The organism is Micromonospora sp. NPDC051925, from assembly GCF_044548625.1.
GTDB lineage: Bacteria > Actinomycetota > Actinomycetes > Mycobacteriales > Micromonosporaceae > Micromonospora.
This window is the reverse complement of record NZ_JBIUCH010000018.1, coordinates 103,059-117,886: the sequence shown is the minus strand read 5'-3', so window position 1 is coordinate 117,886 and position 14,828 is coordinate 103,059. Positions and strand designations below refer to the sequence as shown.

Annotated in this window: 13 protein-coding genes; 12 read left to right on the top strand and 1 reads right to left on the bottom strand. The window is 73.5% G+C overall.

Features of this window, described 5'->3' with window-relative positions; all coding sequences use genetic code 11:
* Positions 1–84: 84 nt before the first annotated feature.
* The 12 genes from ACIG87_RS23760 (at position 85) to dapB (ending at position 12,433) form a co-directional block, all read left to right on the top strand.
* Positions 85–384, top strand: coding sequence for a DUF503 domain-containing protein (locus ACIG87_RS23760; RefSeq protein WP_396853292.1), 300 nt, complete (start codon positions 85–87; stop codon positions 382–384).
* Between the two features lie 267 nt (positions 385–651).
* Positions 652–1,131: a 30S ribosome-binding factor RbfA gene (gene rbfA / locus ACIG87_RS23755; protein ID WP_396853290.1), complete on the top strand. Its 480-nt coding sequence runs from the start codon at positions 652–654 to the stop codon at positions 1,129–1,131.
* Entirely contained in the window at positions 1,128–2,228 is a 1,101-nt protein-coding gene (locus tag ACIG87_RS23750) for a bifunctional oligoribonuclease/PAP phosphatase NrnA (RefSeq protein WP_396853288.1), read from the top strand. The genes rbfA and ACIG87_RS23750 overlap by 4 nt, the downstream gene beginning before the upstream one ends.
* Before the next feature lie 19 nt (positions 2,229–2,247).
* Positions 2,248–2,655, top strand: a complete 408-nt coding sequence (locus ACIG87_RS23745; protein WP_396853286.1) for a hypothetical protein — start codon at positions 2,248–2,250, stop codon at positions 2,653–2,655.
* On the top strand, positions 2,655–2,864 hold the full coding sequence (locus tag ACIG87_RS23740) for a DUF6186 family protein (RefSeq protein ID WP_176738974.1): 210 nt from the start codon (positions 2,655–2,657) through the stop codon (positions 2,862–2,864). The genes ACIG87_RS23745 and ACIG87_RS23740 overlap by 1 nt, the downstream gene beginning before the upstream one ends.
* Positions 2,865–3,612: 748 nt before the next feature.
* Entirely contained in the window at positions 3,613–4,938 is a 1,326-nt protein-coding gene (locus tag ACIG87_RS23735; protein ID WP_396853284.1) for an MATE family efflux transporter, read from the top strand.
* 113 nt (positions 4,939–5,051) lie between these two features.
* Positions 5,052–5,936 (top strand): tRNA pseudouridine(55) synthase TruB, encoded by an 885-nt coding sequence (truB, locus tag ACIG87_RS23730; RefSeq protein WP_396853282.1) that lies wholly within the window; start codon positions 5,052–5,054, stop codon positions 5,934–5,936.
* 136 nt (positions 5,937–6,072) lie between these two features.
* On the top strand, positions 6,073–6,999 hold the full coding sequence (locus ACIG87_RS23725) for a bifunctional riboflavin kinase/FAD synthetase (protein ID WP_396853377.1): 927 nt from the start codon (positions 6,073–6,075) through the stop codon (positions 6,997–6,999).
* Positions 7,000–7,208: 209 nt separating this feature from the next.
* Positions 7,209–7,478: a 30S ribosomal protein S15 gene (gene rpsO, locus ACIG87_RS23720; protein ID WP_067302624.1), complete on the top strand. Its 270-nt coding sequence runs from the start codon at positions 7,209–7,211 to the stop codon at positions 7,476–7,478.
* Positions 7,479–7,700: 222 nt separating this feature from the next.
* Complete coding sequence (locus ACIG87_RS23715) at positions 7,701–10,094, top strand: polyribonucleotide nucleotidyltransferase (protein WP_396853280.1); 2,394 nt, start codon at positions 7,701–7,703, stop codon at positions 10,092–10,094.
* Between the two features lie 128 nt (positions 10,095–10,222).
* The gene (locus ACIG87_RS23710; RefSeq protein WP_396853278.1) at positions 10,223–11,593 is read left to right on the top strand and encodes a M16 family metallopeptidase; all 1,371 of its coding nucleotides are present in this window, start codon (positions 10,223–10,225) and stop codon (positions 11,591–11,593) included.
* Between the two features lie 72 nt (positions 11,594–11,665).
* Entirely contained in the window at positions 11,666–12,433 is a 768-nt protein-coding gene (dapB, locus tag ACIG87_RS23705) for a 4-hydroxy-tetrahydrodipicolinate reductase (RefSeq protein ID WP_396853276.1), read from the top strand.
* A 248-nt stretch (positions 12,434–12,681) separates the two neighbouring features.
* Here the strand turns inward: dapB and ACIG87_RS23700 are convergent, their stop codons facing one another.
* A complete protein-coding gene (locus ACIG87_RS23700; protein ID WP_396853274.1) occupies positions 12,682–14,796 on the bottom strand; it encodes a glycogen debranching N-terminal domain-containing protein in 2,115 nt (704 codons plus the stop codon).
* Positions 14,797–14,828: the final 32 nt, after the last annotated feature.

The window sequence follows — 14,828 nt, the reverse complement described above, 5'->3', positions numbered from 1 at the left end:
GGCTGACACAGTGCTCAAGGGGTTTACGCCGACCGGCGTAAACCCCTTGAGCATGTCCGGGGCGGTTCCGTAACGTCCGGGGCGATGTTCACCGGAACCGCACTCTTCGACCTGCTCCTGCCGGGCGACTCCCGTTCGCTCAAGGCAAAGAGATCCTATGTACGGCCGATCGTGGCGGCGCTGCGCCGCTTCGAGGTGTCGGCCGCCGAGGTGGGCGCGCTCGACCTGCACGGCCGGGCCGAGATCGGGGTGGCCGTGGTGGCCGCCGAGGCGGCCCACGTCCGCGAGGTGCTCGACTCCTGCGAGCGCCTGGTCGCCGCCCGCCCGGAGGTCGACCTCCTCTCGGTCCGCCGCCACCTCCACCTCCACACCGACGACGACTGATCCCCACCCGCCGCCGGCCCGCCAGGTCCACCCGACCATGTTGATCAAGAGGTTTGCGTCATCGACACGCCGGGTGCGTGACGCAAACCTCTTGATCAACGGTGCGGGGCGTCATGGGGTGGGGCGTGGGGGTGGTGGGGGGTGGGGGTGGTGGGGGGGCGGGTGGGGGTGGGGCGCGGGTAGGGTTCGGGGTGTTGGGCGGTCGGTCCCGGTGGCGCTCGGCGTCGCCGCTCCGGCTGCGGGAGGAACGCCCTGGAGGTGGGGGACATGACTGATCCGGCCAAGGTTCGCCGGCACGCGGAGCGGATTCGCGAACTGGTCGCTTCGGTGGTGCGGAGCCAGATCAAGGACCCCCGGCTCGGGATGATCACCATCACCGACGCCCGGATCACCGCCGACCTGCGTGACGCCACCGTCTTCTACACCGTGCTCGGTGACGCGGCGGCCCAGGCCAGCACCGCCGCCGCCCTGGAGAGCGCCAAGGGGCTGCTGCGCAGCACGGTCGGCAAAGCCCTCGGGTTGCGCCACTCGCCCTCGTTGACCTTCGCCCTGGACGACGTGCAGGACCAGGTCAAGCAGATCGACGACCTGCTCGCCCAGGCCCGGAACGCCGACGCCGAGGTGCAGCGGCTGGCCGCCCAGGCGAAGTACGCGGGCGACGCCCAGCCGTACCGGGTCGACGACGAGGACGGTGACGCGGACGACGAAGCCATCGACACCGACACGCCCGCGACGGACCGGCGGTGACCGCCACCCCGGGCGCGGCCGGTGGGCTCCGTGTCGGGTCGCCGCCCACCGGGCCCGGTGAGGACGACTGGGCTGCCGCCGTGGCGGCGGTACGTGGCCTGCCGGCAGACGCCCGGGTGCTGCTGATCTGTCACGTCAACCCGGACGGCGACGCGCTGGGCAGCATGCTCGGCTTCGGGCTGGGCCTGCGCCGGCTCGGCGTACGCCGGTTGCAGGCCACCTTCCCGGGGCCGCCCGAGGTGCCGGAGCCGTTCCGCTGGCTGCCGGGGCTCGACCTGCTGGTGCCGGCGGCCGAGGCGTACCCGGATCCGGATCTGGTCGTCTGCTTCGACGCCGCGAGTGAGTCGCGGCTCGGTGACCTGGTCGACCGGCTCGACACCGCCGGCACCGCGCTGGTCCTCGACCACCACGCCTCGAACACCGGCTTCGGCGCGGTGCACCTGGTGGATCCGGGCGCGGCGGCCACCTCGGTCGTCGCCGAACAGTTGCTCGCCCGGCTCGACGTGCCGTTGGACGCGGAGATCGCGGCGGGCCTCTACGTCGCGCTGACCACCGACACCGGCTCGTTCCGGTTCGCGGCGACCACGCCCGAGGTGCACCGGCTCGCCGCCCGGCTGCTCGCCACCGGCCTGTCCCCTGGGGACATCTCCCGCGAGGTCTTCGACACCCGGCCGTTCGGCGCGGTCCGGCTCTTCGGTGAGGTGCTGGGCCGGGCCCGGCTCGAGCCGGAGGCCGCCGCCGGTCACGGTCTGGTCTGGACCGACGCCACCCTCGACGACCTGGCCCGGCACGACCAGCAGCCGTACGTGCTGGAGTCGTTGATCGACTCGGTGCGCTGCACCGCCGAGGCGGACGTCGCGTGCGTGCTCAAGCAGGTCGGGCCGGACGAGTGGGCGGTGTCGATGCGGAGCAAGGGCGCCGTCGACGTCAGCGCGGTCGCGGTGGCTCTGGGTGGCGGAGGTCACCGCTTCGCCGCCGGCTTCACCGGGCGCGGCGACGCCAACCAGGTCATCGCCCGGATCAGGGCGGAGTTGGACGGTGCGCTGACTGCCGGCCGCGCCGATGCCGGCGGGTGTCGGTCTTCCCGCACACGGTGAGCCCGGGGAGAATCGGACGATGGAGCAACCGCACGAGATCGCCGTGGACGTCTCCCGCACCTGGGACAGGCCGGTGGTCACCGTGCCGGTGCTGGCCTGCCTCTCCCTGGTCGGTGGGCAGTTTCCGTCGTTCTCTGCCCAGGCCAACCTCTGGACGTTGAGCACCGGCGGTGTGCTGATCTGGCTCGGCCTCGGCAACCGGATGCAGCGTCGCCCGGCTCCGCGCCGGCTGGGCCGGGGCACCGCCTGGTGGCTGCTCCCGGCGGCGCTGTTCGGCGTCCTCGAAGGCGCCACCTTCGTCATGTCGGTCGGGGACGACTTCCCCACCTTCTCCCGCCTGGCCGACCCACTGCTGGAGGACGGCCTGGTCCGCTCGGCGGCCTGGTTCGCCTGGTTGGCCGCGTTCTGGGGGCTGGTGCGGCGGTGATGCGTACCCTCGCCATCAGCGGCTTCCTCGCCTCGCTGGTGCTCTTCGCGGCGGTCGAGTGGGCTGCGCGCCGGGAGGGCTCCCGGATTCCGTCGCTGGGCGACGTCTGCGCCTATGTGATGCGGTACGAGGTCGGCCCGGTGCCGGTCGGCCGGATCGGGCTGTTCGGTTTCTGGTGGTGGCTGGGCTGGCACTTCCTGGCCCGCTGAGCACCGTCCGTTCGGTCCCGGGCCGGCCGTCCCGCTGATCGTCCCGTCCGTCGGACCATCGCGGCCCCGCTCGCCGACACGTCGAGGCTGCCCCCGGTCTCCGGGTGCCAGGCGGCCCTGCCGGCCGGCACCGGCCGGCCGGTGCGGCTTGCCGCGCCCGTGCGCCGCCCGCGCCCGGCGTCGAACATCCCTGTCTGCCTCGTGAGGGCCTTCCCTGCCCGTCGTCGGGTGCCCTGGCGGGCGGCTGCCGCTACCGGTCCAGATGGCGAGAAGAGTGGACAACATGTGGAAAGTAAACGTTAACTTGGGAAAGGCCGACGTCGCGTTGCGACGCAGGTCGTGGGCGGTGGTGCCACACCCGGTGCCGCCTCCCTCCAGGGTCTGACCGACCCGGGCTCACGCTGCCAGGCGAGCCGCTCCGGTGATCCCGGGCCGCCTTCCCGGCGCTCAGCAGGACCGCCCGTAGGGCCACCTGTTCCGGTGGTCCACACCCTGGAAGGACACCGCCATGGCGACCAAGCCCAAGCCCGAGACCACCGACGAGGCCCGCGAGCAGATGCGTCGCGCGTTGCAGACCTCGATGGACACCCGTCAGTGACGCCGGCCCGCCGGCGGTGATGCCGCCGCCCGGCTGACTCGTCGCCGGTGGGGCGCCGCCGGTGTCGGCCGCGCCGACCGCGCCACCCGCTGCTGGTAAGTGCCGCTGAGGATTGCATTCCTTACCTCCTGCATGCCAGGATCGGCGGCTATGAGCCGGCCCAGCACCGTCGACACCTCGCTCGCCACACCGCGCCGGATCGCCGCGCTCGCCCTGCCCGCCCTGGTGGTGCTCGCCGCCGAGCCGCTCTACGTGCTGGTCGACACCGCAGTGGTGGGGCACCTGGGCCGGGTGCCGCTGGCCGCGCTCGCCGTCGGTGGCACGGTGCTGACCCTCACCGCCTGGCTCGGCACCGTGCTGGCGTACGGCATCACCGGGCGGGTGGCCCGTCGGTTCGGTTCCGGTGACCGGGCCGCCGCACTGGCCGAGGGCGTCCAGGCGTCCTGGCTCGCGTTCGGGGTGGGGCTGCTGGTGGCCGCCGGCATGCAGTTCGGCGGTGACGCGCTGGCGCGTACCCTCGCCGGAGGTGGTGGCGACGTGGCCGGCGCGGCCGGGCAGTGGCTGCGGATCGCGGCCCTCGGCGCCCCCGGCCTGCTGCTGGCCGCCGCCGGCAACGGCTGGCTGCGCGGCATCCAGGACACTCGTCGTCCGCTGCTGTTCGTGCTCGGGCCGAACCTGCTCTCCGCGCTGCTCTGCCCACTGCTGGTCTACCCCGCCGGCCTCGGCCTGAACGGTTCGGCGGTGGCCAACGCGGTCGCGCAGACCATCTCGGGCGGGCTCTTCGTCGGGGCGCTGCTGCGGGAGCGGGTGGGCCTGCGGCCCCGGCCGGGGCTGATCCGCCAGCAACTGGTGCTCAGTCGGGACCTGCTCATCCGGGGCCTCGCCTTCCAGGCCAGCTTCCTCTCCGCCACCGCGGTCGCCGCCCGGTTCGGCGCCGCCGCCGTGGGCGCCCACCAGATCGTCCTGCAACTGTGGTTCTTCACCGCGCTGCTGCTCGACGCGCTGGCGATCGCCGCGCAGGCCCTGATCGGCGCCGCGCTGGGCGCGGGCGACGCCGCCGGGGCGCGCGTCCTGGCCCGCCGGTTCGCGGTGCTCGGCGGGGTGTGCGGGGTGGGATTCGCGGTGCTGATCGCCGCCGGGGCCGGCGTCGTCCCGTCCCTGTTCAGCGCCGATCCCGAGGTACGCGACCAGGCGGCGGTGGCCTGGCCCTGGTTCGTGGCGATGCAGCCGCTCGCCGGCGTGGTGTTCGCCCTCGACGGCGTGCTGATCGGCGCCGGGGACGTCCGTTACCTGCGAAACCTGACCATCGTCGCGTCGCTCGGCGGTTTCCTGCCGGCGATCTGGCTCTCCTACGGGCTGCGCCTCGGCCTGGGTGGGATCTGGGCGGGTCTCACCCTGCTCGTCGTGATCCGGCTCGTCGGGGTGTTGCTGCGGCTGCGTTCCGGCAGGTGGGCGGTGGTCGGCGCGGTCCGCTGACGGGTACGCCGCGACGCGCCGCTCCGCCGGTCCCCGACGACGCACCGGGCGTCGAGGAGCGATGTGCCGTGCGGTGGCGGACGAGGTGAACCCGTCTGGCAGGCTTGGCGGTCGTGAACGGTGACGGTCTGATCGTGGTCGACAAGCCCGGCGGCATGACGTCGCACGACGTGGTGGCGCGGATCCGCCGGCTGGCCCGTACCCGCCGGGTCGGGCACGGCGGCACCCTCGACCCGATGGCCACCGGCGTGCTGGTGATCGGGGTGGGCCGGGCCACCCGGCTGCTGACGTACGTGATCGGGGCGGGCAAGAGCTACACCGCGACGATCCGGCTCGGGCAGGCCACCGTCACCGACGACGCCGAGGGGGACGTGATCGCCAGCACGCCGGCCGGCGAGCTGACCGACGCCGCGATCCGGGCCGCGTTCGGGCCGCTGACCGGCGAGATCGACCAGGTGCCCAGCGCGGTCAGCGCCATCAAGATCAATGGGGAGCGGGCGTACAAGCGGGTCCGGGACGGGGAGAGCGTCGAACTGCCCGCCCGCCGGGTCACGGTCTCCCGGCTGGACGTGCTGGCGATCCGCCGGGACACCCCGGACGTGGTCGACGTCGACGTCGACGTCACCTGCTCCTCGGGGACGTACATCCGGGCGCTGGCCCGTGACGCCGGCCTGTCGCTCGGCGTCGGCGGGCACCTCACCGCGCTGCGGCGTACCGCTGTGGGCAGTTTCACCCTGGCCGAGGCGGCCACCCTCGCCGAGCTTGAGGAGCGGGTGCCCGAGGTGGTCAATCTGCCCCTCGACACCGCCGCTGACCGGTACTTCCCGCGCCGGGAGGCCACCGCCGACGAGGCGAAGGTGCTCTCCCACGGGGGTCCGCTCGACCCGGTGGGCATCGCCGGGCCGTACGCCGTCTTCGGACCGGACGGCGGCCTGATCGCTATCGTCAGCGAGCGGGACGGCCGGGCCCGCGCGGAGATCGTGCTCGCCCCGGCCTGACCGGGCCGCCGACCAGCGCGGACAGCGGTCGGCGGTACGGGCGGTACGGCGGGGTGGGCGTGGACGACGGCCGGGACGGACCGGCGGCGGTAGGCACGGGTGGAGCCGGTCAGCGGTGGAGCAGGGGAGGAGCGGCATGCAGCGGTGGCGGGGGTACGAGGCGACGCCCGGTGGTTGGGGGCGGTCGGTCGTCACCATCGGCGTCTTCGACGGTGTGCACCGGGGGCACCAGGCGACCATCGGGCACGCCGTGGCGCGGGCCCGGGAGCTGGGCGTCCAGTCGGTGGTGGTGACCTTCGACCCGCACCCCGCCGAGGTGGTCCGCCCCGGCTCGCACCCGGCCGTGCTCACCGAGCCGATCCGCAAGGCCGAGCTGATCGAGGCGCTCGGCGTCGACGTGCTCTGTGTGGTGCCGTTCACCGCCGACTTCTCCCGACTGCCGGCCGAGGCGTTCGTGCACGACATCCTGGTCGAACACCTGCACGCCGCGCTGGTCGTGGTGGGGGACAACTTCCGGTTCGGGCACCGGGCCGTGGGAAACGTGGCGCTGCTGGAACGGCTCGGCCGCACCTTCGGCTTCGAGGTGGAGGACGCCCCGCTGGTCGCCGCCGCCGGAACGGTCTTCTCCTCGACGTACATCCGCTCCTGCGTCGACTCGGGCGACGTGGCGGCGGCGGCGGCCGTGCTCGGCCGCCCGCACCGGCTCGAAGGGGTGGTGGTCCTGGGCGACCAGCGCGGCCGGGAACTGGGCTTCCCCACCGCCAACCTGCTCTGCCAGCCGCACGCGGCGGTGCCCGCCGACGGTGTCTACGCCGGCTGGCTGGTGCGCCGGGGGACCGAGCGGCTCCCGGCGGCCATCTCGATCGGCACCAACCCGACGTTCGCCGGCCGGGAGCGCCGGGTCGAGGCGCACGTCCTGGACTTCTCCGGCGACCTGTACGGCGAGCGGGTCGCCCTGGACTTCGCCGCCCACCTGCGTGGCCAGATCCGGTACGACGCGATCGAGCCGCTGCTCGCCCAGATGGCCGAGGACGTCGAGCGGACCCGCCGGGCGGTCGGCTGAGCTGTCGGCCGGGGAACCCTTCGTCGCCCGTCGCATGGCCCTTGACCGGGCGGTCCCGCGACGGGCTGGTAGTGTGGCGGTGACGTCGGATGACCGACGTGGGGCCTCGCGTGCCTGCACGACGCCGCGGGTGCGAGGTTCGTCCGTCCCCGGTCCCATCGGACCCGAACGACGGACACCAGTTGTCACACCACCGAAACAGGGAGAACATGGCGCTCGACCAGGAAGCCAAGGCCAAGATCCGCTCGGAGTACGCGACCGCCGAGGGCGACACCGGTTCGCCGGAGGTGCAGGTCGCGGTCCTCACCAAGCGGATCGCGGAGCTGACCGAGCACCTGAAGGTGCACAAGCACGACCACCACAGCCGCCGTGGGCTGCTGCTGCTGGTCGGCCGGCGCCGTCGGCTGCTCAACTACGTCCAGAAGAAGGACATCAACCGCTACCGGTCGCTGATCGAGCGGCTCGGCCTGCGCCGATGACGTGACGGGGGAGTGGCCGCTGTGCCGCTCCCCCGTTTCCGCACCACCAGAAGAAGAGGGCCGCGCGATCACCCGAGAGGGAGCCGGTCAGCGTACCGGTCTCCGGTAGTGGCCCCCGGGCATCCCGGCATCATGCCGGCCACCCGGGCGCTTCGATCGAAGACCGGCCGTCTGAGCAGCTCCGGTGTCGTGGGCCCACGACGCGAAGGAGTACCGCCGCACATGACCGAGACCAACCTCGGCACCGAATCCCGTACCGCCGTGATCGACAACGGGTCCTTCGGCACCCGTGAGATCACCTTCTCCACCGGCCGGCTGGCCCGCCAGGCCGCCGGCTCCGTCGTCGCCCAGCTGGGCGAGACGGTCGTCCTCTCCGCCACCACCGCCGGTAAGCACCCGAAGGAGCAGTTCGACTTCTTCCCGCTGACCGTCGACGTCGAGGAGCGGATGTACGCCGCGGGCCGCATCCCCGGCTCGTTCTTCCGTCGTGAGGGCCGGCCCAGCGAGGACGCCATCCTCACCTGCCGGCTGATCGACCGGCCGCTGCGCCCGTCGTTCGTCAAGGGCCTGCGCAACGAGGTCCAGGTCGTCGAGACCATTCTCGCGCTCGACCCGCAGCACCCGTACGACGTGGTCGCGATCAACGCGGCCTCGATGTCGACGAAGCTGTCCGGCCTGCCGTTCTCCGGCCCGATCGGGGCGACCCGGGTCGCGCACGTCGACGGCCAGTGGGTGGCCTTCCCGACCCTGGAGGAGCTGGCCCGCGCCACCTTCGACATGGTCGTGGCCGGTCGGGCCCTCGACGACGGCGACGTCGCGATCATGATGGTCGAGGCCGAGGCGACGCCGAACGCCGTGGCCCTGATCGCGGGCGGCGCGACCGCCCCGACCGAGGAGATCGTCGCCAGCGGCCTGGAGGCCGCCAAGCCGGCGATCCGTGAGCTGTGCCGCGCGCAGAGCGAGCTGGCCGAGGTGGCCGCCAAGCCGGTCACCGAGTTCCCGGTCTTCCTGGACTACCAGGACGACGTCTACGGCGCGGTGGCCGACCTGGCCCGCGCCGAGGTGGCCGAGGCCCTCCAGATCGCCGGCAAGGCCGATCGCGAGGAGGCCCTGGACCGGATCAAGGCCAAGGTCGCCGAGGAACTCGGCGGTCGGTTCGAGGGCCGGGAGAAGGAGCTGTCCGCCGCCTTCCGGTCGCTGACCAAGTCCGAGGTCCGCAACCGGGTGCTGCGTGAGCAGGTCCGGATCGACGGCCGGGGGCCGCGCGACATCCGGGCGCTGACCGCCGAGGTCGGCGTGCTGCCCCGGGTGCACGGTTCCGCGCTGTTCGAGCGGGGCGAGACCCAGATCCTCGGTGTCACCACGCTGAACATGCTCCGGATGGAGCAGATGGTCGACACCCTCTCGCCGGAGAACCGCAAGCGTTACATGCACAACTACAACTTCCCGCCGTACTCGACCGGTGAGACGGGCCGGGTCGGCTCGCCGAAGCGGCGCGAGATCGGCCACGGCGCGCTGGCCGAGCGGGCGCTGCTGCCGGTGCTGCCGTCGCGCGAGGAGTTCCCGTACGCGATCCGGCAGGTCTCCGAGGCGCTCGGCTCGAACGGCTCGACCTCGATGGGTTCGGTCTGCGCCTCGACGCTGGCGCTGCTGTCGGCCGGTGTGCCGCTCAAGGCGCCGGTGGCCGGCATCGCGATGGGCCTCATCTCCGACGAGGTGGACGGCAAGACCCGGTACGTGACGCTGACCGACATCCTCGGTGCCGAGGACGCGTTCGGTGACATGGACTTCAAGGTCGCCGGCACGCCGGAGTTCGTCACCGCGCTCCAGCTCGACACCAAGCTCAACGGCATCCCGTCCGACGTGCTCGCCGCCGCGCTCCAGCAGGCGAACGAGGCGCGGCAGACCATCCTCGGCGTGATGCTCGCGGCGATCGAGTCCCCGGCTGAGATGTCGGAGTACGCCCCGCGGGTCACCACCGTCAAGATCCCGGTGGACAAGATCGGCATGGTGATCGGCCCGAAGGGGCAGACCATCAACGCCATCCAGGACGAGACCGGCGCCGAGATCTCCATCGAGGACGACGGCACGATCTACGTCGGCGCGACCAACGGCCCGTCGGCGCAGGCCGCGGTGGACCGGATCAACGGGATCGCCAACCCGACCCTGCCCAAGGCCGGCGAGCGGTTCCTCGGCACGGTGGTCAAGACCGCCGCGTTCGGCGCGTTCATCTCGCTGCTGCCCGGCCGGGACGGCCTGCTGCACATCTCCAAGGTGGGCGACGGCAAGCGGGTCGAGCGGGTCGAGGACTTCCTCAACGTCGGCGACAAGGTCGAGGTGGAGATCGCGGACATCGACGCCCGCGGCAAGATCTACCTGGACAAGGTCCGCCCGGAGGGCGCCGAGGCGCCGGCCGCCGGCGAGGCCGGTGAGGCCGCCGGTGGCGACCGTCCGGCTGGCCGTGGCGGTGACCGGGGTCCGCGGGACCGTGGTGACCGGGAGCGCGGCGGCGACCGGGGCGGTCGTGGCCCGGGTGGCGGCGAGCGCGGCCCGGGTGGCGGCGGCGAGGGTGGCGACGGCGGCGAGCGTCCGCGTCGGCGTACCCGGCACAGCTGAGCAGTGACCGGCCGGGTGACGACGACGTCGTCACCCGGCCGGTGTGTTTCCCCCACCCCTCGTCGCACTGAGAGCAGGTTTGCGTGAGTCGGGCCCACCGTTCGTCGTTCCCCACGGGTCGACGGGGAGTGTCGTCGTCCGACGTCGTACGGCACGCCAGCGGGGCACAGCCCGGCCGCGCCGGTGGGGCGTCCCGGGCGGTCACCCGCACGATCAGCGACGACCCGTTGGGCGGCACGGTCCGCCGCACCGTCCTGCCGACCGGGTTGCGGGTGCTCACCGAGGCGATCCCCGCGATGCGCAGCGTGTCGTTCGGCATCTGGGTGGCGGTCGGTTCGCGGGACGAGACCCGCCCGCAGGCCGGTGCCGCGCACTTCCTGGAACACCTGCTGTTCAAGGGCACCCACAAGCGCACCGCGCTGGAGATCTCCTCGGAGATCGAGGCGGTGGGTGGTGAGACCAACGCCTTCACCACCAAGGAATACACCTGCTACTACGCCCGCGTGCTGGACGAGGACCTGCCGCTGGCGATCGACGTGATGTGCGACGCGGTCGCCGACTCGGTGCTGGAGCCGGCCGACGTGGAGACCGAGCGCGGCGTCATCCTCGAAGAGATCGCCATGCACGACGACGAGCCCGGTGACGAGGTGCACGACCTCTTCGCCCGCGCCGTCTACGGTGACCACCCCCTCGGTCGGCTGATCTCCGGCACCGAGGAGACGGTCACCCCGATGACCCGCCGGCAGATCCAGGGCTTCTACCGCCGCCGCTACACCGCGCCGCAGATCGTCGTCGCCGCCGCCGGCAACCTCGACCACGCCACCGTGGTCAGGCTGGTCCGCCAGGCGCTGCGCGGCACGCCGCTGGACGCCGACCCGGCCGAGCCGGGCCCGCACCGGTCGGCCACTCCGGCGGTACGCACCAGGCCGGCCACCGTCCTGGTCGAGCCGAAGGAGACCGAGCAGGCGCACGTCATCCTCGGCTGCCCCGGCATCGACCGGGTCGACGAGCGGCGGTTCGCCCTCGGGGTGCTCAACAACGTCCTCGGCGGCGGGATGTCCAGCCGGCTGTTCCAGGAGATCCGCGAACGGCGTGGCCTGGCCTACTCGGTCTACTCCTACGCCAGCCAGTACGCCGACAGCGGCCTGTTCGCCGTCTACGCCGGTTGCGCGCCGGGCAAGGTGGACGAGGTGCTCCAGCTGACCCGCACCGAGCTGGCCCGGGTGGCCGCCGACGGGCTCACCGAGGCGGAGGTGGCCCGGGGCAAGGGGATGAGCAAGGGCTCGTTCGTGCTGGGCCTGGAGGACACCGGTTCCCGGATGAGCCGGCTGGCCAAGGGTGAGCTGCTCTACGGCGACCTGATGCCGGTGGACGAGCTGCTCGCCCGGGTCGACGCGGTCACCGTGGCCGAGGTGAACACCCTCGCCGCCGAGCTGCTGAGCCGGCCGATGTCGCTGGCGGTGGTCGGCCCGTTCGGGGAGCACGACTTCACCGGCTGACCGTGCGCTGCCCAGTGGGACGTTTGCGGTCCCGGGGATGGGCCGCGTCCCGATTGGGATAGGTTGTGCCCCGTGACTGACGAGCAGGAGAAGGGCCGGGACGGGGCGATCCGGGTCGGTGTGCTGGGGGCCCGGGGCCGGATGGGCGTCGAGGTGTGCCGGGCGGTCGACGCCGCCGGCGACCTGGACCTGGTGACGGCGGTCGACCAGGGCGACGACCTGTCCGCGGCCGCCGGTGCCGAGGTGGTCGTCGACTTCACCACCCCGGACGTCGTCATGGACAATCTGCGCTGGTGCATCGACCAGGGCGTCCACGCGGTGGTCGGCACCACCGGTTTCACCGAACAGCGGCTGGAGCAGGTCCGCGGCTGGTTGGCCGACCGGCCCGACGTCGGGGTGGTGATCGCCCCCAACTTCGGCATCGGCGCGGTGCTGATGATGCAGTTCGCCGTCCGGGCGGCCCGGCACTTCGAGTCGGTGGAGATCATCGAGCAGCACCACCCGCGCAAGCTCGACGCCCCGAGCGGCACCGCCACCCATACCGCCCGCCAGATCGCGCAGGCCCGCGCCGAGGCCGGTCTCGGCCCGGTCCCGGACGCCACGAAGGACGAGGTGCCGGGCGGGCGGGGCGCCGACATCGACGGGGTACGCGTGCACGCGGTCCGTGCCACCGGCCTGCTCGCCCACCAGGAGGTGCTGTTCGGCACCCTGGGCGAGACGCTGACCATCCGGCACGACTCGTACGACCGGGTCTCGTTCATGCCCGGGGTGCTGCTGGCCGTGCGGTCGGTCCGGCAGCGGCCGGGCCTGACCGTGGGCCTGGACGCCCTGCTGGACTAGGGCTCGGGCCGACGCGTGGGAACGCGGCAGCCATCCCACCGCTGTTCTGAGAGACGAGTATGCCCGGCTGGCATATTCCGGCCAGCCGGGCATACTCCCTCCACCGCAGGCTCACTCCCCACCGCGAGGCGGCCCGACGCGGGTTGACGACCGGGGTCGGGTCCGCCCAGCGACGACCGGGGTCGGGTTCGCCCAGCGACGACCGGTCGCCAGGTCAGCGGCGGTGACGCCCGGTGTGGGTACCCAGGTCAGCCGACCGGGTGACGGGTCGGGACGGCGCGGGGAGCGGGGATGCCGGGGGTGACGGTGAGGCCGGCGGGTAGGCCGGTGACCGTGGGGTGGCCGGCGTGGTCGACCTGGACGTCGACCGGGGCACCCGCCACCCGCAGGCCGCGTACGGTCAGCGCGCCGAACTCCGGGCCGGCGAGCGGGCGTACGGTGACCCGCCCGTTCGGCACGTCCGGGTGCAGGCCCACGCCGGCCTGGAGCAGCAGCACCGCCGACGCCGCCGACCAGGCCTGCGGCCGGCAGGCCGCCGGGTACGGCACCGGCCGGCCGAGCAGCTCGCGGTCGTCGCCGCCGTGCAGTTCGGGCAGCCGGTAGTCGAACGCCTCGGCGGCACCGAGCAGCCCCTCGGCCAGGCCGAGCGCGGCCCGGTGGAACCCGCCCCGGGCCAGCCCGGCCAGCACGATCGCGGTGTCGTGGGTCCAGATCGACCCGCAGTGGTACGACAGCGGGCTGAACCCGGCGTCGTCGGTGGACATGGTCCGCAGCCCGTACCCGCCGCCGAGGGCGTCGCCGGTGAGCAGGTCGGCCACCCGGGCCTCCTCGTCGGCGGAGAGCAGGCCGGTGCCGAGCAGGTGGCCGATGTTGCTGGTCAGTGAGTCGACGGGGTGCTTGTCCCGGTCCAGCGCGAGCGCCGGGCGGGGGCCGTCGGGGCCGCCGTCGACCCAGAACCTGGCCCGGAAGGTCTCGGCCAGCCGGGCGGCGTGGCCGCGCCAGCGGTCGGCGTCGGGCCGGCCGAAGGCGTCGAGCAGGTCGGCACCGTTCATCGCGGCCTGGTAGGCGTATCCCTGCACCTCGGCCAGCACGATGGGCGGCGCGGCGAGTCGGCCGTCGCGGAACCGGATCGAGTCGCCGGAGTCCTTCCAGCCCTGGTTGGCCAGGCCGTGCCCGGTGGTGTCGACGTACTCGACGAGACCGTCGCCGTCGGCGTCGGCGTGTTCGCCGAGCCAGTGCAGCGCCGCCTCCAGGTGGGGCAGCAGCGGCTCGACCTGGTCGGCGGGGAGCCCCCAGCGCCAGGCGTCGTGCAGCAGCGCCACCCAGAGCATGGTGGCGTCGACGGTGCCGTAGTAGGCCGGCGGCAGCCGGACCCCCTCGCCGGGCAGGGTGAACTCGTCGCGCCGCAGCTCGTGCAGGATCTTGCCGGGGGCCTCGCCGGTGGCCGGGTCGACCCGGGCACCCTGCCGGCGGGCCAGGACGCGCAGCGTGCCGGCGGCCAGGTCGGTGCCGAGCGGTAGCAGCATCCGGGCCGCCCAGAGGCTGTCCCGGCCGAAGAGGGTGAGGAACCAGGGCACCCCCGCGCCGAGGAAGACGTCCCGGGGCTGTGCCGGGTCGGTGAGCCGCAGCGCGTGCAGGTCGTCCAGGGAGCGGTCGAGCAGCCGGGCCAGCCGCCGGTCGTCGGCACGTACCTCGGGGCGGGACCAGCTCGGCTCGTCGGTGGGGGCGGCGACCACGGCACGCGGGTCGTGCACCCGCAGCCGCCAGCGCAGCGTCGTCCGGCCCCGGGCGGGCAGCTCGACGGGCCAGGCGAGCCGGGGCGCGGTGGCCCGTTCCCCGTCGGCGTCGACCCGCGCGTCGTCACCGGTGACGGTGACGGTGACGTCGTCGGCCGTCCAGCTCAGCTCGCCGGACGGATGGACCCGCGCGGTCAGCGCGGTGGTGTCGGTGCCGGACTTGACCACCGAGACCGGGGCCAGGTCGCAGCCGAGGTCGACGCTGACGGTGGCGCGGACCGGGCCGGCGGCGGTGGAGACCACCCGCAGCTCCTCGTCGATCCCGTGCGGGCCGGCCCGCCGGACCCGTTCGACCCGGACGGTCGGGTCGGGACCGGGGTCGCCCAGCCAGCGGGTGAGCCCGACGAACCGGACGCCGTGCGGGCCGTCGACGCCGTGGGTGAGGGCTTCCGGCTCACGGTCGTCGACGCGCAGCTCGGCGCGGGAGAGCACCCGGGCGTCGGCGTGGAAGACGCCCTGGACGCCGGCCGGGCGGATCTGCCCGGCCCGGTCACCCAGCGCGCTGGTGGGGGCGAGGACCACCCCGACCAGGTCGTGCAGCAGGGGTTGCAGGTGGCGTTCGGTCACGACTTCGACTCCAGACCAGGTCGGGGGGCGGA